Origin of the sequence: Sulfurimonas sp. (assembly GCF_026196735.1) — a bacterium.
GTDB lineage: Bacteria > Campylobacterota > Campylobacteria > Campylobacterales > Sulfurimonadaceae > Sulfurimonas.
Map to the genome: position 1 here is coordinate 1 of NZ_JAPHUF010000024.1, position 19974 is coordinate 19974.

Genomic DNA, 19974 nt, shown 5'->3' on the forward strand with positions numbered 1-19974 from the left:
GTCTTAACAGCATCTTGACCTGTCATAGAATCAGCTACATAGAAAATCTCATCCGGATTTGCAGCTTTTTTAACAGCTTCAAGTTCCTCCATTAGTTCATCATCTATTGCCAAACGACCGGCTGTATCTATAAGAACAACATCATAAATTCCGCTTTTTGCTTTTGTTAGAGCTGCTTTTACAACCTCTACAGGATTTTTTGTACTTTCATCCTCAAAAAGTTCAACTTCTATTTGAGTAGTGATTTGGCGGAGTTGTTCAACCGCAGCCAAACGCTGTAAATCGGCAGCAACTATAAGAACTTTTTTTTGTTTATTTTTTAGATAATTTGCCAATTTTCCGGTTGTAGTTGTTTTACCTGAACCTTGAAGTCCTGTCATAAGGATTACTGTTGGAGGGTTTGGAGCAAAAGTAAAACCTTTGTTTCCGCCAACTTCTAAAAGTTCATAAAGTGTTGCTCTTAATGCATCAAGAAACTGGTCTTTTCCAATCCCGCTTGCTTTAGTATCTAGCTCAACCTTACTTATTAATTCTTTTACTACTTTATGGTTCACATCCGCTTTTAAAAGTGATTTTTTTAGCTCGTTAAGTGCTTTAGAAAGTGCTTTCTCATCATCAAATGTGCGAATCTTTTTTATAGCAGCTGTAAATGAACTTGTTAATGTATCAAACATAAAATACCTTTTGTAATGGGTGTTATTTTTTTTGGATTATAGCTTAATTTTTATAATGCTTAGTTAAAAATGCATTGAGTTGATTTGCAAACAGCTCTGCATCTTTTACTCCAAAAGGTTTTGGTCCTTTTGTCATCTCTCCGCTTTCACGAATTTTTTCCATTAGATTTCTCATAGCAAGATACTGTTTAATATTATCAATACTATATAGTTCACCTCTATGGTCTATAGCATGTGCATTTTTGCTTATAATTCTATCTGCTAAAGGTATATCAGCTGTAATGACCAAGTCACTTTCATTTACCATTTCGACAATCTTATGGTCAGCCTCGTCAGCTCCTAAATCCACTATCATATAAGTGACTAAATCTGACTTACCGATATTTATCTTTTTATTTGCCACAACTGTTGTTTTGATATTTAATCTCTGAATTTGTTTAAAAATTATAGGTTTAAGAAGGTTTGGAAAAGCATCACCATCGACAAAGATTTGCATTATTTTACTAACTCTAACTTTTGAATTCTAGATAATTTTTTAATCTCTAATTCTCTTTTAGAAGCACTGCTTTTATCCTTTGTACTTTCAGAGTAAATAAGTTCTACAGGCCTTCTTATGCGGGTATATTTTGCGCCCTTTAAAGAGTTGTTGTGTTCATCAATTCTTCTGGTGAGGTCTGTTGTTATGCCCGTGTATAAAGTTTCATCACTACACTTTAACATGTAGATATACCATGGGCCTTTGGAACTACTCAAAATTAACGAATGTCTTTGGTTCAGGTGCTGTAAATTCCATGCCTAAAAGTCTTACTTTGTGGGCATGAAGCATTACGCGTTTAGAGCGTCTTCCGCCATACTGCTCATCACCGATAATCGGATGGTCAATATATCTAAGATGCGTTCTGATTTGATGTGTTCTTCCATGATGAATAATACATATCACTTTTGTTTTGTTTGCACTTACAATATCCGGAGTAACTTCTGTTCTTGCGGGTTTTCCTTTGCTTGACACATTAGAAGTTGCACGATTGTTCTTCTTTGTAGTAAGAATTGGTTTATCAATATCAACAGGCTCGGAGATAATACCTTCAACCCATGCAATATACTCTTTATACACTTTGTCTTTTTTAAACTCTTGTATAGCCTTTTGGCGAAACTCTTCGTTTTTAACAAGCATTAAAACACCGCTTGTTTCACGGTCAAGTCTGTGCAGAAGTACTGCAGGCTTAAACTGTCTTTCAATCTCATCAGAGTTTACGAAAGCTGGTTTATCAATAACTATCAAATCATCATTTTCAAAGATAGGTTTTGCTTTTTCTATCTTTTGGATTCTAAATATTGTTTTAGCATCTATTTCGCCACGGGCAATCATAACTTTTTTGTTTCCAACATAAACCAAACCGCGGTCTATCATAGATTTAGCCTGAGAGTTTGAAACACCCTCTTGCATTGCTAAAATTTTATATGCTTTTTCTAGTGCCATCTTTTGGCTCCTTGTTTTTTATTTCCTAAAATGAAGAACAACCATCATCTCTTTTATTAACGGTATCGGAACAAATTCCGCTACCTAGACTTCTAATATCTTTTTTATAACAGCTTGTAAATCTATTTTTTCTTCTACCATACTCGGCGGCAAATCTCTACATGTCATAAGTGCTTTATGTATCTCATCAGGTTCAACATACTGAACATGGTGCACATATTTAAAAAGCTCTTTTTGGTGAGGAAAATGCTTACCGGTGATTATTTTACATCCAAAAAAAGCCGGCTCAAGTGGGTTGTGTCCGCCTACATCAGGCTTAAATGCACCGCCTAATATCGCTATATCGCTGATGGCATAGATGTTATTAAGCTCACCCATTGCATCAAGTAAAATCATATCTGTTTCAAACTCTTTGCTTGTAGAAAAGCGCCCAAGTGTTAAGTCGGCTTTGTTTGCATAAGCTTGCATAAGCTTATAGACATCTTCAAATCTCTCCGGATGTCTTGGAACAATAACTAGCTTTGCATCACTCTGTTTTCTATACTCTACAAATGATTTTAAAACACTTTCTTCCTCAGTAGGGTGAGTGCTTCCAGCTACTATAAGTTCAACATCCGGTTTTTTATACTCTTTTGTTTTTTTTATCTCACCTGCAAGTTTAATGTTGCCGATAACTTCAATATTTCTAGCACCAAGTGCCAAGAAACGATTTTTATCAGTTTCACTCTGCGCATAAACTACTTCTACATGTGAAAGAAGTTTTTTATAAAACCAAGAAAATTGCAGATAACTCTTCACGCTGTTATCAGGTATGCGAGCATTTAAAAGAATGATTCTAGCACCTTTTGCTCTTAAAACACTAAAAAGCAAAAACCAAAACTCTGCTTCTAAAACAATAAGAACTTTTTGTTTCTTAGCCCAAAATGGAAGAAACATCTCATATGGAAGATATCTCACTTCTGCGTCATATTTTTTAGCTTCTGCATACCCTGTTTGAGTTATAGTGCTTATCATTATATTTTGATTGCTCAGGTGTTTTATGATTGGCTTTAATGCACCAGCTTCACCGTATGAGCATACATGAAACCAAACTCCGTCACTATTTTTAAATTTTGGATTATTAAAAAGAAAAAAACGAGCTGGAATTGACTTTTTGTATTTTTGTTTAAACGAGAGGTACACTAAAAGTGGCAGTGCTACAGCGTAAAGCACCACACTTAGGATGAAGTAAAAAAGTGTAAATGGCTTCAAGCCTTACTCTTGGGTATTTTCCACATAAAGAATACGACCACAATGTGGACATGTAGTAATATCTTCAGCTTTTATTACATCTGCATATATTTTATCACTTAGTGTCATATGACAACCCATACACGCTTGTTCTTCAACAGGTACCACTGTAGAGTTTTTAGCCCATCTACGGATTTTTTGATAAAAAGCTAAACCTTTTTGGTTTATATCAGACAGCAGTTTTTCTTTTTTTGTAAATACTTCTTGACGAGATTTGTTAATAACTTCTAATTTCGCATCAACTTCGGCTTTTACAGACTCTAAATTGGAGTCAAGCTCTACAAGAGATTCTTTTGCAGCTTCTACTTGTTCAGTTTTGTGTTCAATGATTTTATCGAGTCTTGCAATCTCTTCATTTGCAAAAGTAACTTGCTCTTTAGCAATCTCTTCTTCGAGTTGAAGTGACTTCATCTCGCGTTCAGTCTTAACTTCACTACTTTTTTTAGAGTTTTCCTCTAATTTTTGAGAAAGTTCAGCTAAGTGCAATTCGTTTTTATGCTTTTTAATTATCTCATCTTTTATCTCGTTAGTTAAGTTTTCAATATCACTATCGATACTCTTCTTCTTAGCTAATGCAGCTTCAAACTTGTAGTTAGCTTCTTCAATTTGAGGTTCAAAAGCATCTATATCTTTATCTACATGTGATAGGTCAATTAATTGTTTAAGGTGTAAGTTCATTAATCTCCTTTGGATTAAATAGTTGTGCCAATTGCTTAAATATAAGTAAAAGGGTTCTTTGATGATGAAATTATAGCTTCTAAACCTAAATTTTTCAAATGTTTAAGTAAAATCTCCGCAAAAAAGTGTTCACTTTCGAAATGTCCTATGTCAATTAGAGACAAATTTATACTTTTTGCCTCCATCGCATCATGATACTTAACATCCCCTGTTAAGAAGCAGTCAGCGTCAATAGACTTGATTAAAGAGCACCCAGAACCCGTAACTAAGGCTACTCTATTTACTCTTTGCGAACTTTTTACACATTTTGCATGCGGGAGTGAAAATGCTGATGCAACTTTAGTGGCAAATGTATCAAAATCTTCATCTACATCCAAATAAGCAACAAATCCGTCTTTGTGTGAAATTTGATAACCCAACACTTCAGTGGCAACATATTCATTTAAATGTGTTTGGTCAAAATTTGTATGCATAGAGATGTTTGAGATATTTTTTTGTATCATCTTTTGAATCAAATTTGCCGGATATTTGCTAAACTCTAACTGCTTTAATCCGCCAAAAATAATAGGATGATGTGTTATCAAAAGAGTATTTTCATCCATGGAGTCTATAAGTGCTTCATCTACATCTATGCTTAAATATATCTTTTGCACATCTTGGTTGAAGTCACCTAGTAAAAGACCGGAGTTATCCCAAGATTCTTGAAGTTCAAAAGGTGATAAGTTATCCAAAAACTTGTAAATTTCTGATATTTTCATTTACTAAGGTCCTTTGTTTATAAGAGTTTTAAGCATTATAACCAAAGTTCATTTTCATCTACATGTATTAAATAACATACATAATCTGTTTATTGTATTTTTGTTCAAAATTTTTAAGTTCTGTCAATGGTATATTAAATATATTTCGCACTTCACTCTGTTTTTCTCGCCAAAAAAGATTTAGTATTTCGTTGGAGCTGGACGAGCCTTCATTGCACAAACCGCCCTCTAATGAATCAATAATATCATATATCAAAATATCTTCGGGATTTTTATTCAGCATATAACCGCCGCTAGCCCCTCTAATGCTTTTTACAATGCCATCACGCTTTAAAATAACTAAAATCTGTTCTAGATAATTTTTTGGGATATCTGCTTTATCTGCAATCTCTTTGATTTGAATAGGCACGCCCTTTTCGCTCTGCAAAAGTTGATACATCGCGGCAAGTCCGTACATGCCTTTTGAACTTATTCCTGACATGTAAACTCCTCAGACTATCTTAAAATGATGCAAAATAGCGTAGCATTTACAACCAATGCAATAATTTAAAATGGCATCCATCCCTGCACATAAACCCAAAACTATAGCAAAAATTATTGCAGCATCATCAAAACCAAATAATGATGCCGCTAAAATTGCCAATGAAAAACCAAATCCAATACGAGAAGCAAATAGCTTAGGAGCAGAATCTACCGGTTTTGATGGTACATTAAATATTTTTATCAGCAAAAGTGTTATTTGTGCAAAAATACTAAATTTTGGCGATACAAAGAGCCTCGCTATAAAATCATATACAAGCAAAACTCCAAAAGCTGCCCAGCCCGTAAATATAAACCCTATTGTCGATAACATAACAAGCAGTGCTTGAAACCTAACCTGATTTTCATCTATATTTAAAAAATTTACAGGGCACGATTTTGCCATATTATTTCTCATTAACCCAACGCTTTTTCTAGGTCTGCTATCAAGTCAGCGCTATCTTCCAAGCCGATGCTGAGTCTTATCATTCCGGGTCTGATGCCGGATTTAAGTTGCTCATTTGCTGGAATCTGCTGATGTGTAGTTGAAGCAGGATGAACTATCAAAGATTTAGAATCTCCAATATTCACAACAATTGAGAAAAGTTCAGTTTTGTCCATTAACTCTTTTGCCTCTTCAAAATCTTCAACATCAAAATTTATCAATCCGCTTACCTGTCCATCAGTAAAATATTTTTTAGCTCTTTCATGCTGAGGGTCACTCTCAAGTCCAGGGTAACTTACATTTTTTACTTTTTTATGAGACTTTAAAAATCTCGCAACCTCAAGTGCATTTTTTGAATGCTCTTTCATCCTGATGCTAAGCGTTTCAAGACTCTGAATCAAAAGCCAACTGTTAAACGGAGAAGGCGCGGCACCGATGTCACGAAGCAGATTCAATCTGAGTCTTAAACAAAACGGTGGCAATGGAATATCCGTGTAAACAAGACCATGATAACTCACATCTGGCTCATTGAAGTGGTAATATCTGTCATTACCTTTAAAAAAGTCGGTTAAACCATCTCTTTCTACTATAACACCGCCTATTGCAAGACCTTGCCCAGATATATATTTACTCGCACTATGCACTACAATATCTACACCGTGAGATATAGGATTGAAAAGTGCCGGCGATGCAACAGTATTGTCACATATAGTCAATATTTTATGCTTTTTAGCAATTTCTACTATGCCATCAACATCAGCTATAGTGATTTGAGGATTTGAAATACTCTCAAAAAATATAGCCTTTGTTTTATCATCTACAAGTGCTTCTAATGATTCTGGGTTATCCACATCAAAAATCTTTGCAGTTATGCCAAAGCGTTTCATAGTGTATGTAGTTAAAGTTATAGACCCGCCATATAGTTTATTTGAGATAAGTATATTATCCCCAGCTTCAGCAACATTAGCAAGTGAGTAAAATATCGCTGCTTGTCCGCTGGCAGTTGCAATACCTGCAACGCCACCCTCTAGGTGTGCAATACGCTCTTCTAGAACATTAGAAGTAGGGTTTGCAAGTCTTGTGTAAATATTACCAAGTTCTTTTAAGCAAAACCTGTTTGCTGCCTGCTCGGCACTCTCAAACTCATACGCAGTACTTTGATAAATAGGAACTGCCATAGTCATGTTAGAGTCCTTATTGTATCCGTGATGAATAGCTATTGTTTTTTTGTTCATGCAGTATCCTTTTTTTGTTTTATGTAAGGAAGTATAGAGTAATAAAGTTTTAATGTCAAGTAAATCGCTCAAGATACTTGTATTTAAAAACTAGCGCTAAAAAACCATTCTCTATTTAGAACGGTTTTTATATTTTTAAATTACTGTTGAGGATTATGAAAGTTTGTCAAATTCTTCTTTGGCTTCATCAAAGTCTGGATTTATTTCTAGTGCTTTTTTATACATCTCTTTAGCTTCATCAGGATGCTGCATATCTACTAAAAGGTTTCCATAGTTGTAGTATGTTACCGGATTTTCATTATTTATTTCCAAAGACTCTGTTAAATGCATTTTTGCTGATACAAACTCACCGTTTGCTCTATAAACAGATGCCATCGAATTATGAATATATTCATTGTTTTTATCTGTCTCAAGAGCTTCTTTGTAGTAGTTCAGTGCTTCAGAGTTGTCACCTAATTGTTGTAAAATATAACCTATTTTAAACAAAACATCTGAATTTTGTTTCTCTTTTGCATTTGCTTCTGTAAGTAAAGCCAGTGCTTTTTGCATATCACCCTCTTCAAATGCTGTGTCCGCTTTTTCAATCAAAGCTTTAGGGTCAAAAGGAGAAAAAGTATCTGCACTTTTTTGTTCATCATTAGATGCATCCCCTTTGTTTGGTTCTGGATCTTGAAGTGTTTGAATATGCTCGTAAACTTTAAATGCAAAAAAAGCCGAAGCTCCAAGCATTATTAATTGAAATGTTGTCATTTATCTGCCTTTTAGTAAATTTGTATTTATTAACTCTATAAGTTGAAGAGGGTCAACCTGCTCACCACCCACTCTAAAACTAAAATGAAGATGAGGACCTGTTACTCTTCCTGTGTCGCCTGAAAGACCTATGATGTCACCCTGCTTGACTTCATTTCCCTCTTTAACATCGAGCTTGCTCATATGATAATAACCAGAGTATATACCTTGACCGTGGTCTATAATGACCGAGCCGCCTGCGTAAAATCTATCTTTTGCTAAAACAACTACACCGTCATTGCAAGCTGTAAGCGATGTTCCTACTGCTGCTCTGAAATCTGTTCCGCTGTGGTAACTTTTGAGAGTACCGTTAAAAACTCTTGCTTTTCCAAAATCGCTTGTTATTGTAGAATCAAGCGGGAAAATAAAGGGTTTTGACATGTAGCTCTTTTGATTAACTGTTTTGTAAATTTTCATAGCCTCTGCATACTCCGCAGAAGCTCTTTTTTTATCTTTTTCACTCAAGCTTACTTTTGTGTTATCAACACTAAGTGTCTCTTTTTTATACTCGCCGTCTTTCACTTTAAGCAGAAGAACTCTCTTTTTTTCTTTCTTTTCTTCTTTATAGTAAATCTCTATTTTTTTCTCAGTTGGCTTCTCATAGTAACTCACAGGAATCAGTACATATGACTTCTCTTTATCTACGGGATTGTTAAATATTTTATACGATTTTTTGCCTACAACAACTTTATCATACTGAATATTTTTGTCATTATTAAACTCCAGCAGTGTCGTTTTCCCATTTTCGACAGTTGAATCCGACATCTCTATACTAAGTGAAAAAAGACTACATGTAAAAAGTGTTAAAAATAGAAACAACCTCATCAATAATCCTTCATTGAGCGTTCAATATCGCGTTTCATGTCTTTTTCTTTAAGGTCTTGCCTCTTGTCGTGAAGCTGTTTTCCTTTTGCTATGGCAATCTGCAGTTTTATAATATTTCTATCGTTAAAATATAGTTGAAGAGGAACTATCGTATAGCCATCTTTCTCAACCGCTTTTATCATTTTAGCAAGTTGTTTTTTATGAAGCAGAAGTTTTCTGCTGCCTCTCTCTTCGTGCGAGTAGTAGTGATGTGTAGTCTCTAGTCTTCCGATGTGTGCATTAAAAAGAAAAGCTTCACCTTGTACAAAACGAATAAAACTGTCTTTTAGATTTACTCTATTTGCACGAATCCCCTTTACTTCACTGCCAACTAAAACTAATCCAGCTTCAAATTTTTCTTCTATAAAATAATCATGATAGGCTTTTTTATTTTTAGCTATAGTCTCGCCCATTACCTGTTTTCCTCATATTATTTATATTATATTTATCTATTATCATATCATAAAGTTTTAAATGGATGTTATATTTATTTTTTTGTATCTTTTCTAACTGAAATTAAAAACTGATAGTACAAATAACCTAAAGAAATTTTATTTAAAAGTATAATCATCATGTTCCATGAAGATACTTCAGCTTTATTATTTAGATTAACAATAGATATAAATTGCGTTTCTAAGTTTATTAAAGACATTCTTTGTAACACATCACTTAAATTTATCTCCCGTATAAGAGCTATAAAAATACTTAAAAAACCTACAATTATAATTAATCTATAAATTTTTTTATTAGGTGCCAGAAAATCCAATAAAAATAGAATTAATATCATTGGTGCCATCAATATTAATTCTTTTAAAACAATTTCTATTGTTCTTATTGTAGGAGGTTCAATCGCTAAAGTAGTAACCAAAGCTACTAGTATAATCCATAATAATACTAAGAACCAATTGGTTGAATGCTCAGAACTGAGTGAATGTATTTTAAAAACTATGTATTCGAGCCATTTTTCTGATTTATCTTGTGCTAAATTATTCTTCTTTTGCTCTAATTCTAAGGCATGATATTTATTTGATTCAATTCTATTTCCCAATTTATCGAACTGATGCTTTATAATTCTATATGTTTCTTGTGAAGTTGTGCTTGTGTCTAAAATTTCAATTCCATAAAAATTTATCTCTTGCTGTATATTTGTATATTCTAAATCTAAACCTTTGTAAAGTTTGGCACTTTTAAAATGGTTATGTCCTTTAAATGTAACATACTTAAATATAAGTTTTTCTTTAAACTCTGTATCTCCAAAAAGAGCTAAACTTTCAAAATTTATTGCTTTAAAGCCAATATCACCATCATTTATTTTTTCTTCTTTATCAGCTTTTAAAGTACCTTTTTTAAATATACTTTTAAAGAAATCTGCATTCTTTTCAAAATCCACACCTTCTATTTCAAATTTTTCTATAACCGCATTATGTAGTTTGAAATTTTCCTTAAAAACTGTATCTTTTATAGAAAGGCTTGTTATATTAATTTCTTTTTTGTTGCCATCATACTGTTTATTTATATAAAATTTATTTATAATTACAGAGCTTAAAATATTAAATTCTGTGATTTTACCACCATTAATCTGTAGAGTTTTACTATCAGTTGAATAATCTTTATCAATAATATTTAACTGACTTATAATACAGTCTTCAAATATCACTTCCTGAGTTATAACACCTATGTCAATAGAGTCAAAATTGCATTCTTTAAATATTATTTTACTCTTTAATCCTGTATCACTTAAATTAATTCTCATCAAGTCATTAGATGAAATTTCTACACTTTCTAGGTTTTTACTTAATAAATGCTTTTCATCTGATAAGTATATTTTATTTCTTTTTGGATTATCAACCTTTATACTTGAAGCAGTATTTAAATTTAATTCAAAGTTTTGAAAATCTAGATTACAGAATGCTTTTGCATTTCTATCTTTATCTCTAATAATATATGGCTTAGTTTCTTCATTAAACTTTCCATTAAAATCACGTGCCAACTTCATTTTACTCTTCTTTAACTCTAAAAAAACTGCTTCCGCTACCGCTAAAGTAGTATCCGTGCCTGTAGTGGTTTTTTAGCTCTTTATACTCTTGCAGTGCAGGTTTAAAAAGGTCGTTAGCCTCATCAACACTCATATTTTTTAGTATATCTAATGAACTTGTTTTTTTAAGCTCATCAGTTTTAAAACCATCAATTGGAGCAAAGAAATTCTTTCTATAAATTCTATAAACTTTTGGTGTACTTATTTCAATGCGCGGAGTAAATACTTCAAGCTCCAAAAGAGGCTCTTTAAACTCTTCTACAACCTCACCTATGCCGCTTACATTTGCGCTGTCGTATCCATAGATGAAAAATGGAACATCCGCACCGACTTTAAGTCCGATAGTCGCCAGCTCATTTTTGCTTAGCCCAAGATGCAAAACTTCATTACACATTTTCAAATATGTTGCAGCGTCACTGCTTCCACCGCCAAGACCTGCAAAAGCCGGGATTTTTTTATCTACATGTATGGCATATTTCTGCATAAGTGTTTTGAGTGAATTTGCTGAGTTGTCATCTAAACTTTCTAAAAGCGCGATGTAAGCTTTATATATTGTGTTTTGTTCTGTAGAGCAAGAGAAATCGCCGATTATTTCAAACTTTTTTGCTTTACTGACACTCTCTTCTTTGGCTACAAAAGAGAGTTCATCATAAAGAGATTGCACTCTCATAAATCTTGAAATTATTTCGTGGTAATCAGCTCTTGTGCCAGTTATTTTTAAAAAGATATTTACCTTTGCGAAAGCCTTATATATCTTCATAAATTTTTCTTTATTTTTTTATAATAGAGCTGAGTAGATTTAAGTCGTCTAATTTAACTTCTTTTGAAGAGGCAATATTTGCATCTTTTAAATCTTCAAAGAGTTCATTTCTAACTATAGAAACATTTTTAGGTGCTTCAACACCTAGTTTTACAACACCCTTTTCTATAGATATAACTTTTATTATTATATCTTCGCCCAATATAATCGATTCATCTGCTTTTCTGGATAGTACTAACATTCAATCCTGCCTAATTCATATTTTACTTCTGCGTCTACCACATTGATAATCGATATATATTTACCACTGTCAAGCCAATAATACCCATTTTCTTTGATCTTTAAATCTTGTAAAGCAAGAACTCTTCCATATTTTAAATTATCACTATCTCCTGTGTAAAAATTTTGGGCAATATTCAAAGATTTTTTAATATCCAAAGCCTTTTCATCATCATATTTAAACTGACCCTCAGATAGTCTCTCTAGTGCGCTCAAGCTTCCAAAACGAGCCCCAAGTCTGTTTGCAATTATACGCCCAAGGGAGCGGATATATGTCCCCTCTGACACAGTTGCTTCAAAAGTGACAAAAGGGTGGCAGTAACTGATGAGTTTTGTCTCGTAAATAGTGGAGTTGATTTTGTTTAGTGTAAATTCTTTACCTGCACGAGCCAAATCATAAGCTCTCTGACCGTCTATACGCTTTGCACTAAATATCGGCGGTTCATACTCAAGCTCGCCCTCTAGCGATTTAACTACATGTAGAACTTCCTCTTGAGCTAATTCTTTTAAAATCTCCACATTCTCAATCATCTCGGTGTCTAATGAATCACTTTTTGCGCCAAGCCATAATGTAGCCCTGTAAGTTTTTGGAGTCTTGTTTAAAAAGCGAAAAAGTTTTGTATGAGAACCCATACCTATAAGAAGTACACCTTTTGCAAAAGGGTCAAGTGTTCCTGAAAAACCGGCTTTTTTTGTGTTGTATTTTCTTTTTAGCCTAGTTAGAAAGAAATTTGAACTTATCCCTGTTGGTTTGTATGCAACAAAGAGTCTGTTCATAGTCTCTCAACGAATGAGGCTAAGATATCTCTTTTTGTACCTGCAAAGTTAATGTTTAGTTTAAATTCTCTACCGGATTTACTCACACCGTTAACTCGGCCCGTACCAAAGATTTTATGACGCACTAAGTCACCTTTTTTAAAGGCTGTATTTTTCTCAACTATAAGTGAGCCTTCACAAAGTCCGGCTTCATTAAAAAATCTGCTTTTTTGCAAATCACTTCTTCTTCCCTTGTAAAACCTGCTCGCAGCATGTGAAAGTGTAAGAGTGTCTTTAGCTCTTGTAAAAGAGACATAACCAAGACGCCTCTCCTCTTCAAGGTCGCTTCCATCTCCGACAAGCGGCAAGAAGCCCTCTTCTAGTCCAATAATAAAGATATGATCAAACTCCAGCCCTTTAGAAGCGTGAATACTCATCATATAGATGCTCTCACCTTCAACTTGGTCCTGTTCACTCTGAAGTGTCAACTCGTTTAAAAATTCATCTAAAGAAGCTTCTGGAGTCTTCTTTACGAAATCACGAAACAGTCCGTAAAACTCATCCATATTTAGAATTCTATCTGCCTCATCCGGCATACCTTTGTAAATATCCTTAAGATGAAAAGTATCCTCTAATATATCAATAAAATTGTAAGTAGAGTCGGTTATTGTTTTTGCAACATTGGCAATGTCTTTAACAAATACTTTTAATGTTTTTGCATTTTTCTTTCTAACAAGAGCTTCTAAATCAGCAAGTGATGTTTTTTTTATGAACTCAAATATTGAGGTGTCATTTGCATGAGCTGCCATTTCTATCTTGTCTACACTTGCTTTTCCTAAGCCTCTTTTTGGTTTATTTATAATTCGTTTAAATGAAAAATCATCATGAAAGTTAGTAATAACTCTGATGTAACTAATAAGGTCTTTGATTTCCGCTCTGTCATAAAACCTCAGACCGCCGACAAGCTTATAGTTGATTCCTGAGCGATTTAGTCCCTCTTCGATAGAACGACTTAAAACATTAACGCGATAAAGAACTGCAATATCTGCTGCACTTACACCAGAGTCTAGAAGTTTAGAGATTTTTGCAGCTATCTTTCTGGCTTCTTCATTTTCATCATTAGAGTTTAAAATAGTTACATCTTCACCGCCTCCGCGAGTGGGAAGAAGTTTTTTACCAAGTCTAGAGCGATTGTGCTCTATTAGTGAGTTTGCAACTTTTAGTATTGGTTCTCTTGAACGGTAATTCTCTTCTAATTTAAAAATAGATGTACCAGCAAAATCCTGGTCAAACTCCATAATATTTCTTATGTGTGCACCACGCCATCCATAAATACTTTGATCATCATCACCGACAACACATAGGTTGTTATGCTCAGAGCAAAGTTTTTGAAGGAGTTTTAACTGCAGTTCATTTGTATCTTGGTACTCATCCACCATAATATAGTTGTACTTTTGCGATGTTTTTTTTGCTAACTCCGGATTTTCAACCAATAGTCTATATGTAAGAGCAATTAAATCATCAAAATCAACCAAATTATTTTCTAAAAGGTAAGCTTCATACTCTTCATACACTTTTGCAATCTGCTGATAATTAAAAGCTTCCGCTTGCTTATAAGCATCATCAGGAGTTAAAAGAGAATTCTTATATCTAGATATCTCACTTGCTATAAGCGGTGTCGGAATTTCTGAGTTTATTTTTTTAATAATTCGTTTTTTATCATCTGTATCTATTACGACAAAATTGTTTTGTCTATTTAAAAGATGAATATTAAATTTTAAAAATAATAGCCCAAATTTATGAAAAGTACAAAGAAGTGGTGGATAAGCAGGATTATTCATCATTGCTGATGCCCGCTCTCTCATCTCTTTTGCAGCTTTGTTTGTAAAGGTAAGCGTCAAGGTGTTTGATGCAGGAATGCCTAAAGACTCTACCAAGTATGCTAAACGAGAAACAATAGTAGTAGTCTTTCCACTTCCAGCCCCTGCTAAAATAAGAACAGGACCCTCTGATTGTTTTACAGCTCTTGTTTGTGAATCGTTGAGTTTTTCAAATATTTTTTCCATTTTTGCCGCTACTTATAATTAGTATTCAATTATTATAGCTAAAAGAATTAAATTATTTGTGTAACAAAATATCTGATGTTAAATTATTTACACAAATATAATTAAATCATTACAAAACTATTGCATTAATTATAATTTTGAGTTATAATTTTGTTTATTATTTAAACTTATAGGAATTATTATGTTAAAAGATTTTGCAAAGTTACAGACCTTCTTAATGGTTATAAAAGAGAAGAGTTTTTCAAAGGCATCGGCGAAGCTAGGTATTTCACAACCGGCTGTTACTCAACAAATAAAATTTATTGAAGATTATCTAGACACAAAAATAGTGGAGAGAAAGAAGAATGGAATCCTGCTGACAAAAGAGGGTGAAGACCTATTTAGAATCGCTATTAGACTTGAAAAAGCAATAGCAAGCAGTGAAAAAGAGCTTTTAAGAATAATCAATAAAGACTTCACATTTGTTATGGGTTCATCAAATGCAATCGGTAATTATGTCCTACCAAACTATCTTGGTGAGATTAAAAAAAGAATTGATAACAATGTTTATATGAATGTTGGACTTTCGTCTGACATAATTGATCAACTAGAAGATAAAAAAATTGATGTTGCACTTATAGAATCTCCTGTTTTTAGAGATGGCATCATATATAGAGAATGGGTAATGGATGAGTTAGTTGTTTTTTCTAATCAACCAATCAAAAAGCACTTAGGTGTAGAAGATATGATGGAATATGATTGGATATGCCGTGATGAGCATTCACACACAAGAAGACTAACTTCAGAAGTCTTTGAAGAGATGGGTGTTAATTGTAATAACTTTAGCGTACTTGGTGTTCTTGGAAGTCCAACAGCGATTAAAGAAGCCATACTACATGCTGATAAAAACAGCGAAAGACCTGTTGTTTCTGTAATGAGTCGCCATGTTATTGCTGAAGAGTTAAAAGATGGTAAACTTTTTGAAGCTAGACTAAAAAACTATAAAATTGAGAGAAACTTTTATATAGCATACATGAAAGAAAGAAAGCATGATGCATTTGTTGATAATGTGGTTAACTATCTACTTTCATTAAATAAAATCTAACTCGACAGAGTTAGATTTTATTTTAAAAACTTAAAATTTTCCGGATTAGAAAGAAAAGAAGTTCTGGAATTTTCTACTCCGCCCTTGTCTACTTTTTTAGCTTTATTTGTATCTTTTTCATAAGTAGCTAAATTAATAAGAAGTGGTGTTTCATCTACAATAACTTGCATAATGCTAAGAAGCGGAACAGTTACAAACGAGCCAAAATTATCAGCTCCAAAGCCTGCTTCAAATATCAAAGTATCTGCATCAATCTTCGCAGTATCAAATGTATATCCGGCTAAGTAAAAAAGTGTCATGGCTCTAAAATCTGCACTTATGGATTCTGGAAGAGGCGGGTCAAAAGATATATCTTCTATTTTACAAAGAATACCGAAATTTTGTTCTTTTTCAAATAGATAAATTATCATATCTTGTATATTTTTTCGCATCAAATTTGCAAATTTTTTATCTTTAGTTACACTATCTAACAAGAACTATCCTTTTTATTTGTCATTATTATATCAAAAATTCACATCTATCTAAAATATCAAAGTCTATCATAGCGTTTAAAAGTGCCACCTGAGAAAAAGTTCTAAGATCTTGTACTTTTATATCAGCTTCAGTAATCTTTCCTTCATCTAAAAGTCTGGCTCTTGTCGTACCTTTTAAAAGGGGCGTTCTTGGTGTAATCCAACTGCCCTCTTTATAAAAAGCAATGTTTGCAATACTTGTATCACTTACAAGTAAATCTTTTATAATGAGTATATCATCCCCTTCGCCTCTTTGGGCAAAAAGTGAATCTACTTCATCTCTACATGTAGATTTCATAGAATACTCAATATCATTGTTAAAAATTAGTTTTAAAGAGCTAATATCTCTTTTTTTATACTCATGGTACGAAACAGTTATACTTTCACTAGTATAAACTAAACGACATCTATATATGCCAAACTGTGGAGGATTTAGGAACTCTTCTAAATCTTTGATTTCACTAACACCCAACTCTTTTAAAACACTCTCATATCTAGTTTGATGGTATGACATGTTAAAAAGTTCTCCATCAACTGCTTTGATAGTTTCTAAGTAACTATTACTCATTAAAAAGTTCTGTACTTAAATATCTCTCTCCAGTGTCACAAAGAATCGTTAGTAGAGTTTTACCCTTAAACTCTTCTCTGGAGGCTATCTGCATTGTTGCATACACATTTGCACCGGCTGAAATTCCAACCAGCAAACCCTCTTCTTTAGCTAACATTTTTGCAGTGCTTATTGCATCTTCGTTACTTACTTTTATAACTTCACTATAAACTGTAGTATCTAAGATTTCAGGAATAAATCCGGCACCGATACCCTGAATAGCATGTGGACCCGCTTCTTCCCCGGATAATACAGCTGAATCTTTGGGTTCAACTGCAAATATAGCAATATTTGCAATATGCTCTTTTAAAACTTTTGAGGTTCCACTTAGTGTTCCACCAGTTCCAACTGCCGCTATGAAAGCATCCAGTTTTCCATCGGTATCATTTAAAATCTCTTTTGCTGTTGTTAACATGTGGATTTCTGGATTTGATGGGTTGTTAAATTGTTGTAATACAATAGAGTTTTGTATCTCTTTTTGTAGTTCATCAGCCTTTTGTATTGCACCGTTCATACCCAGTACAGCTGGAGTCAAAACAAGTTCGGCACCCAAGGCTTTTAGCAGGTTTCTTCTCTCAATACTCATAGACTCAGGCATAGTTAAAATAAGTTTTAGATTTTGTGCTGCACAGTTAGCTGCAAGAGCAATCCCGGTATTTCCACTAGTTGGCTCTATAATGGTTGTCTCTTTATTTATTTTTCCTGCTTCTTGTGCACGCCTGATCATATTAAAGCCTATTCTGTCTTTAACAGAACTAGTAGGATTCATAAACTCACATTTACCTATAATTGTAGCACCGGTCATTTGCGAGGGAGTGTTGAGCTTAATAAGGGGAGTATTACCAATCAATTCTGTAACATTTTTTGCAATTTTCATTAATCATCCTTAAAGCATTATATTAATTTTCGTACAATCTTATTTCTGCCATCTTGCTTTGCTCTACTGAGGTGCTCATATGCTCTTTTGTAGACATCTTTTTCGTCAATTATTTTATCACTCATCAATGATACAATTCCAAAAGATGCAGTTATTACCTTGTGTGTTATGTTGGCTTCATTTTTAATGCCAATCATCTCAATGTTCTTTTTAAGCACTTGAGTATATAAATAACCCTCATCTTCACTTGCTGTTCTAAATAAAATTCCAAATTCTCCACCGCCAAGTCTAAAACAATAATCATCCGGACGGCGTAATGAAGCGGTTAAAGTTTCTGACACACTTACAAGGGCTTTATCTCCCTTTAAAGGTCCATATATATCATTATACTTTTTAAAATCATCTAAATTTAAGACTGTAAAATTTATACAACCTCCATTTCTTTTTATGCCGTTAACCATTCTTGGAAATATATCATTAAAAAACTTTCTGTTGTATAATTTTGTTAATTCATCGATAAAAACAAGTTCTTCTTTTAGCTTGCTATCTGTTATGTCATGCATAATATAGTTATAACAGATAAACTTAGAATCTTTGATTTTTGCTTCGATTTTAGTATTGAGCCAATAAGGTTTTTTGTCTTTAGTCTGGTTTTTTACTTCCCCACTCCAAGAACCGTCTTTTTGCAAAGTTTCATTTATTTTATTTATATCTTCATCGGATACACTATCATCTTTTAGATCATTAAAAAGTTTACCGATCAACTCTTTTTGCGAGTACCCGCTTATTTCACAAAAGCGTTGACTCACTCCTATAATCTTTCCTTCTATAGATGTATCAACTATCATAACATTGTTATCAATCATATCTATATACTCATATAAATCACTATAACTACTCTCTAAATCTTTCAAGCTTTTACTTACGATAAAGTGAATCAAAATTATCGTCACTAGAACCATTGCTGCTAAAAGCATAGCTATAATCTGTAAATTTTGTTCAAATTGGCTAAGTTCTTTTGTTATATCTTGAACAAAATACAACTTTGCAATAGTAAGATTATTAAGGTTTTTTATACTAAAGGTGTATAATATATGATTATTCCCGCCTTTTGTTTTAATATTCTCATAAGGCTTATACTCTGTTATTTTAGCTATATACTCAAGTATATTTATATTATCAATTGTTTTGTGACTTATTTTAAATGATGAACTATCACTATACAAGACAGATAATGCTCCGTCTATATTTGCATACTTTTTCATATCATCTAAAATATAATCTATGTTTATTCCAAACTCTACTGCACCGAGGTATTCATTGCCATAGTACATAGGATGAATACTTTTATAAATTATATGTTCATCACCCTGCTCAGCTCCAAAAGCAACTTTTTGATTTTTATTTACCTTTTGTATTAAAACATCATTCTTTTTTATCGAAGTATCTCGCGGGTTGTTCATATTTAATAGTGTAGTATTATCCGGAAGATAAAATTTCATTGATACTAAGTTAATATTTTGTTTTTTTAATATCTTGTATTTATTTTCAGTAAGCTTATATAAAAGATCTCTGTCTTTATTTCTAACTGCTTCTTTTAGCTCAAAATCACTAAAAGAATACTGCACAGTTTCTGTATAATAATTTTCATATTTTTTATTAATATTTTCATATGAAATATTTAAACTTTGGAAATAATTTTCTTGAAATACTTTCATTTTTTGGGTTTGTTTTATTTGTATAACATAAAATATTGCGACAGAAAAAAGAATAAGAATGAAAGTTATTAGTAGTATGGTTTTGTTTTTTACACTCACAATGCACCTCGTTTAATTTAATTTTATTACATTCTATCTAAATAAAGCAAAATATTAAATTTAAGGATGGTGCGATCGGGGGGATTTGAACCCCCACACCGTTAGGCACGAGCCCCTCAAGCCCGCGTGTCTACCGTTCCACCACGATCGCATTAAAAAAAGAGTAAAAAAAAAGCCTAACTCGCAAAACGAGTCAGGCTTGGGGTATACTTTGGTTAGATTAACCTAAGTATGGGTTAGCGTAAAGAGCGATTAATGCAATAACTAGTGCATAAATAACTTGCGCTTCGATCATTGCAAGAGCGATGAACATTGTAGTCATTAGTTTAGCACCAAGACCTGGGTTACGCGCAGTACCAGCGATAGTAGCAGCAGCAGTATGACCCATACCGATAGCTCCACCAAGAGCAGCAAGACCAAGACCAAGACCAGCAGCGATCATTGAGTAA

Annotated in this window: 24 protein-coding genes and 1 tRNA gene; 1 reads left to right on the forward strand and 24 read right to left on the reverse strand. The window is 33.2% G+C overall.

Annotation, left to right across the window (positions count from 1 at the left end; genetic code table 11):
• The 18 genes from OQK60_RS11125 to OQK60_RS11210 form a co-directional block, all read right to left on the reverse strand.
• Positions 1-674: signal recognition particle receptor subunit alpha (locus OQK60_RS11125; RefSeq protein ID WP_297687029.1), on the reverse strand; the 674-nt coding region annotated here is incomplete at its 3' end.
• Between the two features lie 43 nt (positions 675-717).
• Positions 718-1170, reverse strand: coding sequence for a YaiI/YqxD family protein (locus OQK60_RS11130; RefSeq protein WP_297687031.1), 453 nt, complete (start codon positions 1168-1170; stop codon positions 718-720).
• Entirely contained in the window at positions 1170-1394 is a 225-nt protein-coding gene (locus tag OQK60_RS11135; protein WP_297687032.1) for a GIY-YIG nuclease family protein, read from the reverse strand. The genes OQK60_RS11130 and OQK60_RS11135 overlap by 1 nt, the downstream gene beginning before the upstream one ends.
• A 25-nt stretch (positions 1395-1419) precedes the next feature.
• Positions 1420-2154 carry an RNA pseudouridine synthase gene (locus OQK60_RS11140; RefSeq protein WP_297687034.1) on the reverse strand — a complete coding sequence of 245 codons (735 nt, stop codon included), beginning with the start codon at positions 2152-2154 and terminating at the stop codon, positions 1420-1422.
• A gap of 84 nt (positions 2155-2238) precedes the next feature.
• Entirely contained in the window at positions 2239-3405 is a 1167-nt protein-coding gene (gene waaA, locus OQK60_RS11145) for a lipid IV(A) 3-deoxy-D-manno-octulosonic acid transferase (RefSeq protein ID WP_297687036.1), read from the reverse strand.
• Positions 3406-3408: 3 nt separating this feature from the next.
• Positions 3409-4122, reverse strand: coding sequence for a zinc ribbon domain-containing protein (locus OQK60_RS11150; protein ID WP_297687037.1), 714 nt, complete (start codon positions 4120-4122; stop codon positions 3409-3411).
• Positions 4123-4157: 35 nt separating this feature from the next.
• The gene (locus tag OQK60_RS11155; protein ID WP_297687040.1) at positions 4158-4880 is read right to left on the reverse strand and encodes a Nif3-like dinuclear metal center hexameric protein; all 723 of its coding nucleotides are present in this window, start codon (positions 4878-4880) and stop codon (positions 4158-4160) included.
• 67 nt (positions 4881-4947) lie between these two features.
• Complete coding sequence (locus OQK60_RS11160) at positions 4948-5361, reverse strand: Rrf2 family transcriptional regulator (RefSeq protein ID WP_297687042.1); 414 nt, start codon at positions 5359-5361, stop codon at positions 4948-4950.
• A gap of 9 nt (positions 5362-5370) precedes the next feature.
• On the reverse strand, positions 5371-5805 hold the full coding sequence (locus OQK60_RS11165; protein WP_297687044.1) for a DUF4395 domain-containing protein: 435 nt from the start codon (positions 5803-5805) through the stop codon (positions 5371-5373).
• 11 nt (positions 5806-5816) lie between these two features.
• On the reverse strand, positions 5817-7079 hold the full coding sequence (locus OQK60_RS11170) for an O-acetylhomoserine aminocarboxypropyltransferase/cysteine synthase family protein (RefSeq protein WP_297687046.1): 1263 nt from the start codon (positions 7077-7079) through the stop codon (positions 5817-5819).
• 153 nt (positions 7080-7232) lie between these two features.
• A complete protein-coding gene (locus OQK60_RS11175) occupies positions 7233-7829 on the reverse strand; it encodes a tetratricopeptide repeat protein (protein ID WP_297687048.1) in 597 nt (198 codons plus the stop codon).
• Positions 7830-8693 (reverse strand): M23 family metallopeptidase, encoded by an 864-nt coding sequence (locus tag OQK60_RS11180; RefSeq protein WP_297687050.1) that lies wholly within the window; start codon positions 8691-8693, stop codon positions 7830-7832.
• Positions 8693-9145, reverse strand: a complete 453-nt coding sequence (gene smpB / locus OQK60_RS11185; RefSeq protein WP_297687052.1) for an SsrA-binding protein SmpB — start codon at positions 9143-9145, stop codon at positions 8693-8695. The genes OQK60_RS11180 and smpB overlap by 1 nt, the downstream gene beginning before the upstream one ends.
• Before the next feature lie 74 nt (positions 9146-9219).
• The gene (locus OQK60_RS11190; RefSeq protein ID WP_297687054.1) at positions 9220-10728 is read right to left on the reverse strand and encodes a hypothetical protein; all 1509 of its coding nucleotides are present in this window, start codon (positions 10726-10728) and stop codon (positions 9220-9222) included.
• A 1-nt stretch (position 10729) separates the two neighbouring features.
• Positions 10730-11527, reverse strand: coding sequence for a 4-(cytidine 5'-diphospho)-2-C-methyl-D-erythritol kinase (locus OQK60_RS11195; protein WP_297687056.1), 798 nt, complete (start codon positions 11525-11527; stop codon positions 10730-10732).
• Between the two features lie 10 nt (positions 11528-11537).
• Positions 11538-11768 (reverse strand): carbon storage regulator CsrA, encoded by a 231-nt coding sequence (gene csrA / locus OQK60_RS11200; RefSeq protein ID WP_297687058.1) that lies wholly within the window; start codon positions 11766-11768, stop codon positions 11538-11540.
• A complete protein-coding gene (gene truB / locus OQK60_RS11205; protein ID WP_297687060.1) occupies positions 11762-12583 on the reverse strand; it encodes a tRNA pseudouridine(55) synthase TruB in 822 nt (273 codons plus the stop codon). Before truB ends, csrA begins: the two co-directional genes overlap by 7 nt.
• Positions 12580-14628, reverse strand: a complete 2049-nt coding sequence (locus OQK60_RS11210) for an ATP-dependent helicase (protein ID WP_297687062.1) — start codon at positions 14626-14628, stop codon at positions 12580-12582. The genes truB and OQK60_RS11210 overlap by 4 nt, the downstream gene beginning before the upstream one ends.
• A 181-nt stretch (positions 14629-14809) precedes the next feature.
• Here OQK60_RS11210 and OQK60_RS11215 point away from each other — a divergent pair, with 181 nt between their 5' ends.
• Complete coding sequence (locus OQK60_RS11215) at positions 14810-15712, forward strand: LysR family transcriptional regulator (RefSeq protein ID WP_297687064.1); 903 nt, start codon at positions 14810-14812, stop codon at positions 15710-15712.
• A gap of 17 nt (positions 15713-15729) precedes the next feature.
• On the opposite strand, the gene OQK60_RS11220 is transcribed toward OQK60_RS11215, so the two are convergent.
• The 6 genes from OQK60_RS11220 to OQK60_RS11245 all read right to left on the reverse strand — a co-directional run.
• Entirely contained in the window at positions 15730-16185 is a 456-nt protein-coding gene (locus tag OQK60_RS11220; RefSeq protein ID WP_297687066.1) for a hypothetical protein, read from the reverse strand.
• A gap of 25 nt (positions 16186-16210) precedes the next feature.
• Positions 16211-16792 (reverse strand): aminotransferase class IV family protein, encoded by a 582-nt coding sequence (locus OQK60_RS11225; protein ID WP_297687068.1) that lies wholly within the window; start codon positions 16790-16792, stop codon positions 16211-16213.
• Entirely contained in the window at positions 16785-17708 is a 924-nt protein-coding gene (gene cysK / locus OQK60_RS11230) for a cysteine synthase A (RefSeq protein WP_297687070.1), read from the reverse strand. Before cysK ends, OQK60_RS11225 begins: the two co-directional genes overlap by 8 nt.
• 17 nt (positions 17709-17725) lie before the next feature.
• Complete coding sequence (locus OQK60_RS11235) at positions 17726-19525, reverse strand: diguanylate cyclase (RefSeq protein WP_297687072.1); 1800 nt, start codon at positions 19523-19525, stop codon at positions 17726-17728.
• Positions 19526-19592: 67 nt separating this feature from the next.
• Positions 19593-19676 (reverse strand) — tRNA-Leu (locus tag OQK60_RS11240).
• 69 nt (positions 19677-19745) lie between these two features.
• The coding region (locus OQK60_RS11245; protein ID WP_297687074.1) for a F0F1 ATP synthase subunit C at positions 19746-19974 on the reverse strand (229 nt) is incomplete at its 5' end.

What these genes read in the sequence shown, in the direction of transcription:
- OQK60_RS11140 (WP_297687034.1), bottom strand. Translation starts at nt 2,154, where the DNA reads ATGGCACTAGAAAAAGCATATAAAATTTTAGCAATGCAAGAGGGTGTT.
- OQK60_RS11175 (WP_297687048.1), bottom strand. Translation starts at nt 7,829, where the DNA reads ATGACAACATTTCAATTAATAATGCTTGGAGCTTCGGCTTTTTTTGCA.
- OQK60_RS11170 (WP_297687046.1), bottom strand. Translation starts at nt 7,079, where the DNA reads ATGAACAAAAAAACAATAGCTATTCATCACGGATACAATAAGGACTCT.
- csrA (WP_297687058.1), bottom strand. Translation starts at nt 11,768, where the DNA reads ATGTTAGTACTATCCAGAAAAGCAGATGAATCGATTATATTGGGCGAA.
- OQK60_RS11215 (WP_297687064.1), top strand. Translation starts at nt 14,810, where the DNA reads ATGTTAAAAGATTTTGCAAAGTTACAGACCTTCTTAATGGTTATAAAA.
- OQK60_RS11160 (WP_297687042.1), bottom strand. Translation starts at nt 5,361, where the DNA reads ATGTCAGGAATAAGTTCAAAAGGCATGTACGGACTTGCCGCGATGTAT.
- OQK60_RS11165 (WP_297687044.1), bottom strand. Translation starts at nt 5,805, where the DNA reads ATGGCAAAATCGTGCCCTGTAAATTTTTTAAATATAGATGAAAATCAG.
- OQK60_RS11150 (WP_297687037.1), bottom strand. Translation starts at nt 4,122, where the DNA reads ATGAACTTACACCTTAAACAATTAATTGACCTATCACATGTAGATAAA.
- truB (WP_297687060.1), bottom strand. Translation starts at nt 12,583, where the DNA reads ATGAACAGACTCTTTGTTGCATACAAACCAACAGGGATAAGTTCAAAT.
- OQK60_RS11130 (WP_297687031.1), bottom strand. Translation starts at nt 1,170, where the DNA reads ATGCAAATCTTTGTCGATGGTGATGCTTTTCCAAACCTTCTTAAACCT.
- OQK60_RS11225 (WP_297687068.1), bottom strand. Translation starts at nt 16,792, where the DNA reads ATGAGTAATAGTTACTTAGAAACTATCAAAGCAGTTGATGGAGAACTT.
- OQK60_RS11180 (WP_297687050.1), bottom strand. Translation starts at nt 8,693, where the DNA reads ATGAGGTTGTTTCTATTTTTAACACTTTTTACATGTAGTCTTTTTTCA.
- OQK60_RS11155 (WP_297687040.1), bottom strand. Translation starts at nt 4,880, where the DNA reads ATGAAAATATCAGAAATTTACAAGTTTTTGGATAACTTATCACCTTTT.
- OQK60_RS11190 (WP_297687054.1), bottom strand. Translation starts at nt 10,728, where the DNA reads ATGAAGTTGGCACGTGATTTTAATGGAAAGTTTAATGAAGAAACTAAG.
- OQK60_RS11135 (WP_297687032.1), bottom strand. Translation starts at nt 1,394, where the DNA reads ATGTTAAAGTGTAGTGATGAAACTTTATACACGGGCATAACAACAGAC.
- smpB (WP_297687052.1), bottom strand. Translation starts at nt 9,145, where the DNA reads ATGGGCGAGACTATAGCTAAAAATAAAAAAGCCTATCATGATTATTTT.
- OQK60_RS11210 (WP_297687062.1), bottom strand. Translation starts at nt 14,628, where the DNA reads ATGGAAAAAATATTTGAAAAACTCAACGATTCACAAACAAGAGCTGTA.
- cysK (WP_297687070.1), bottom strand. Translation starts at nt 17,708, where the DNA reads ATGAAAATTGCAAAAAATGTTACAGAATTGATTGGTAATACTCCCCTT.
- OQK60_RS11195 (WP_297687056.1), bottom strand. Translation starts at nt 11,527, where the DNA reads ATGAAGATATATAAGGCTTTCGCAAAGGTAAATATCTTTTTAAAAATA.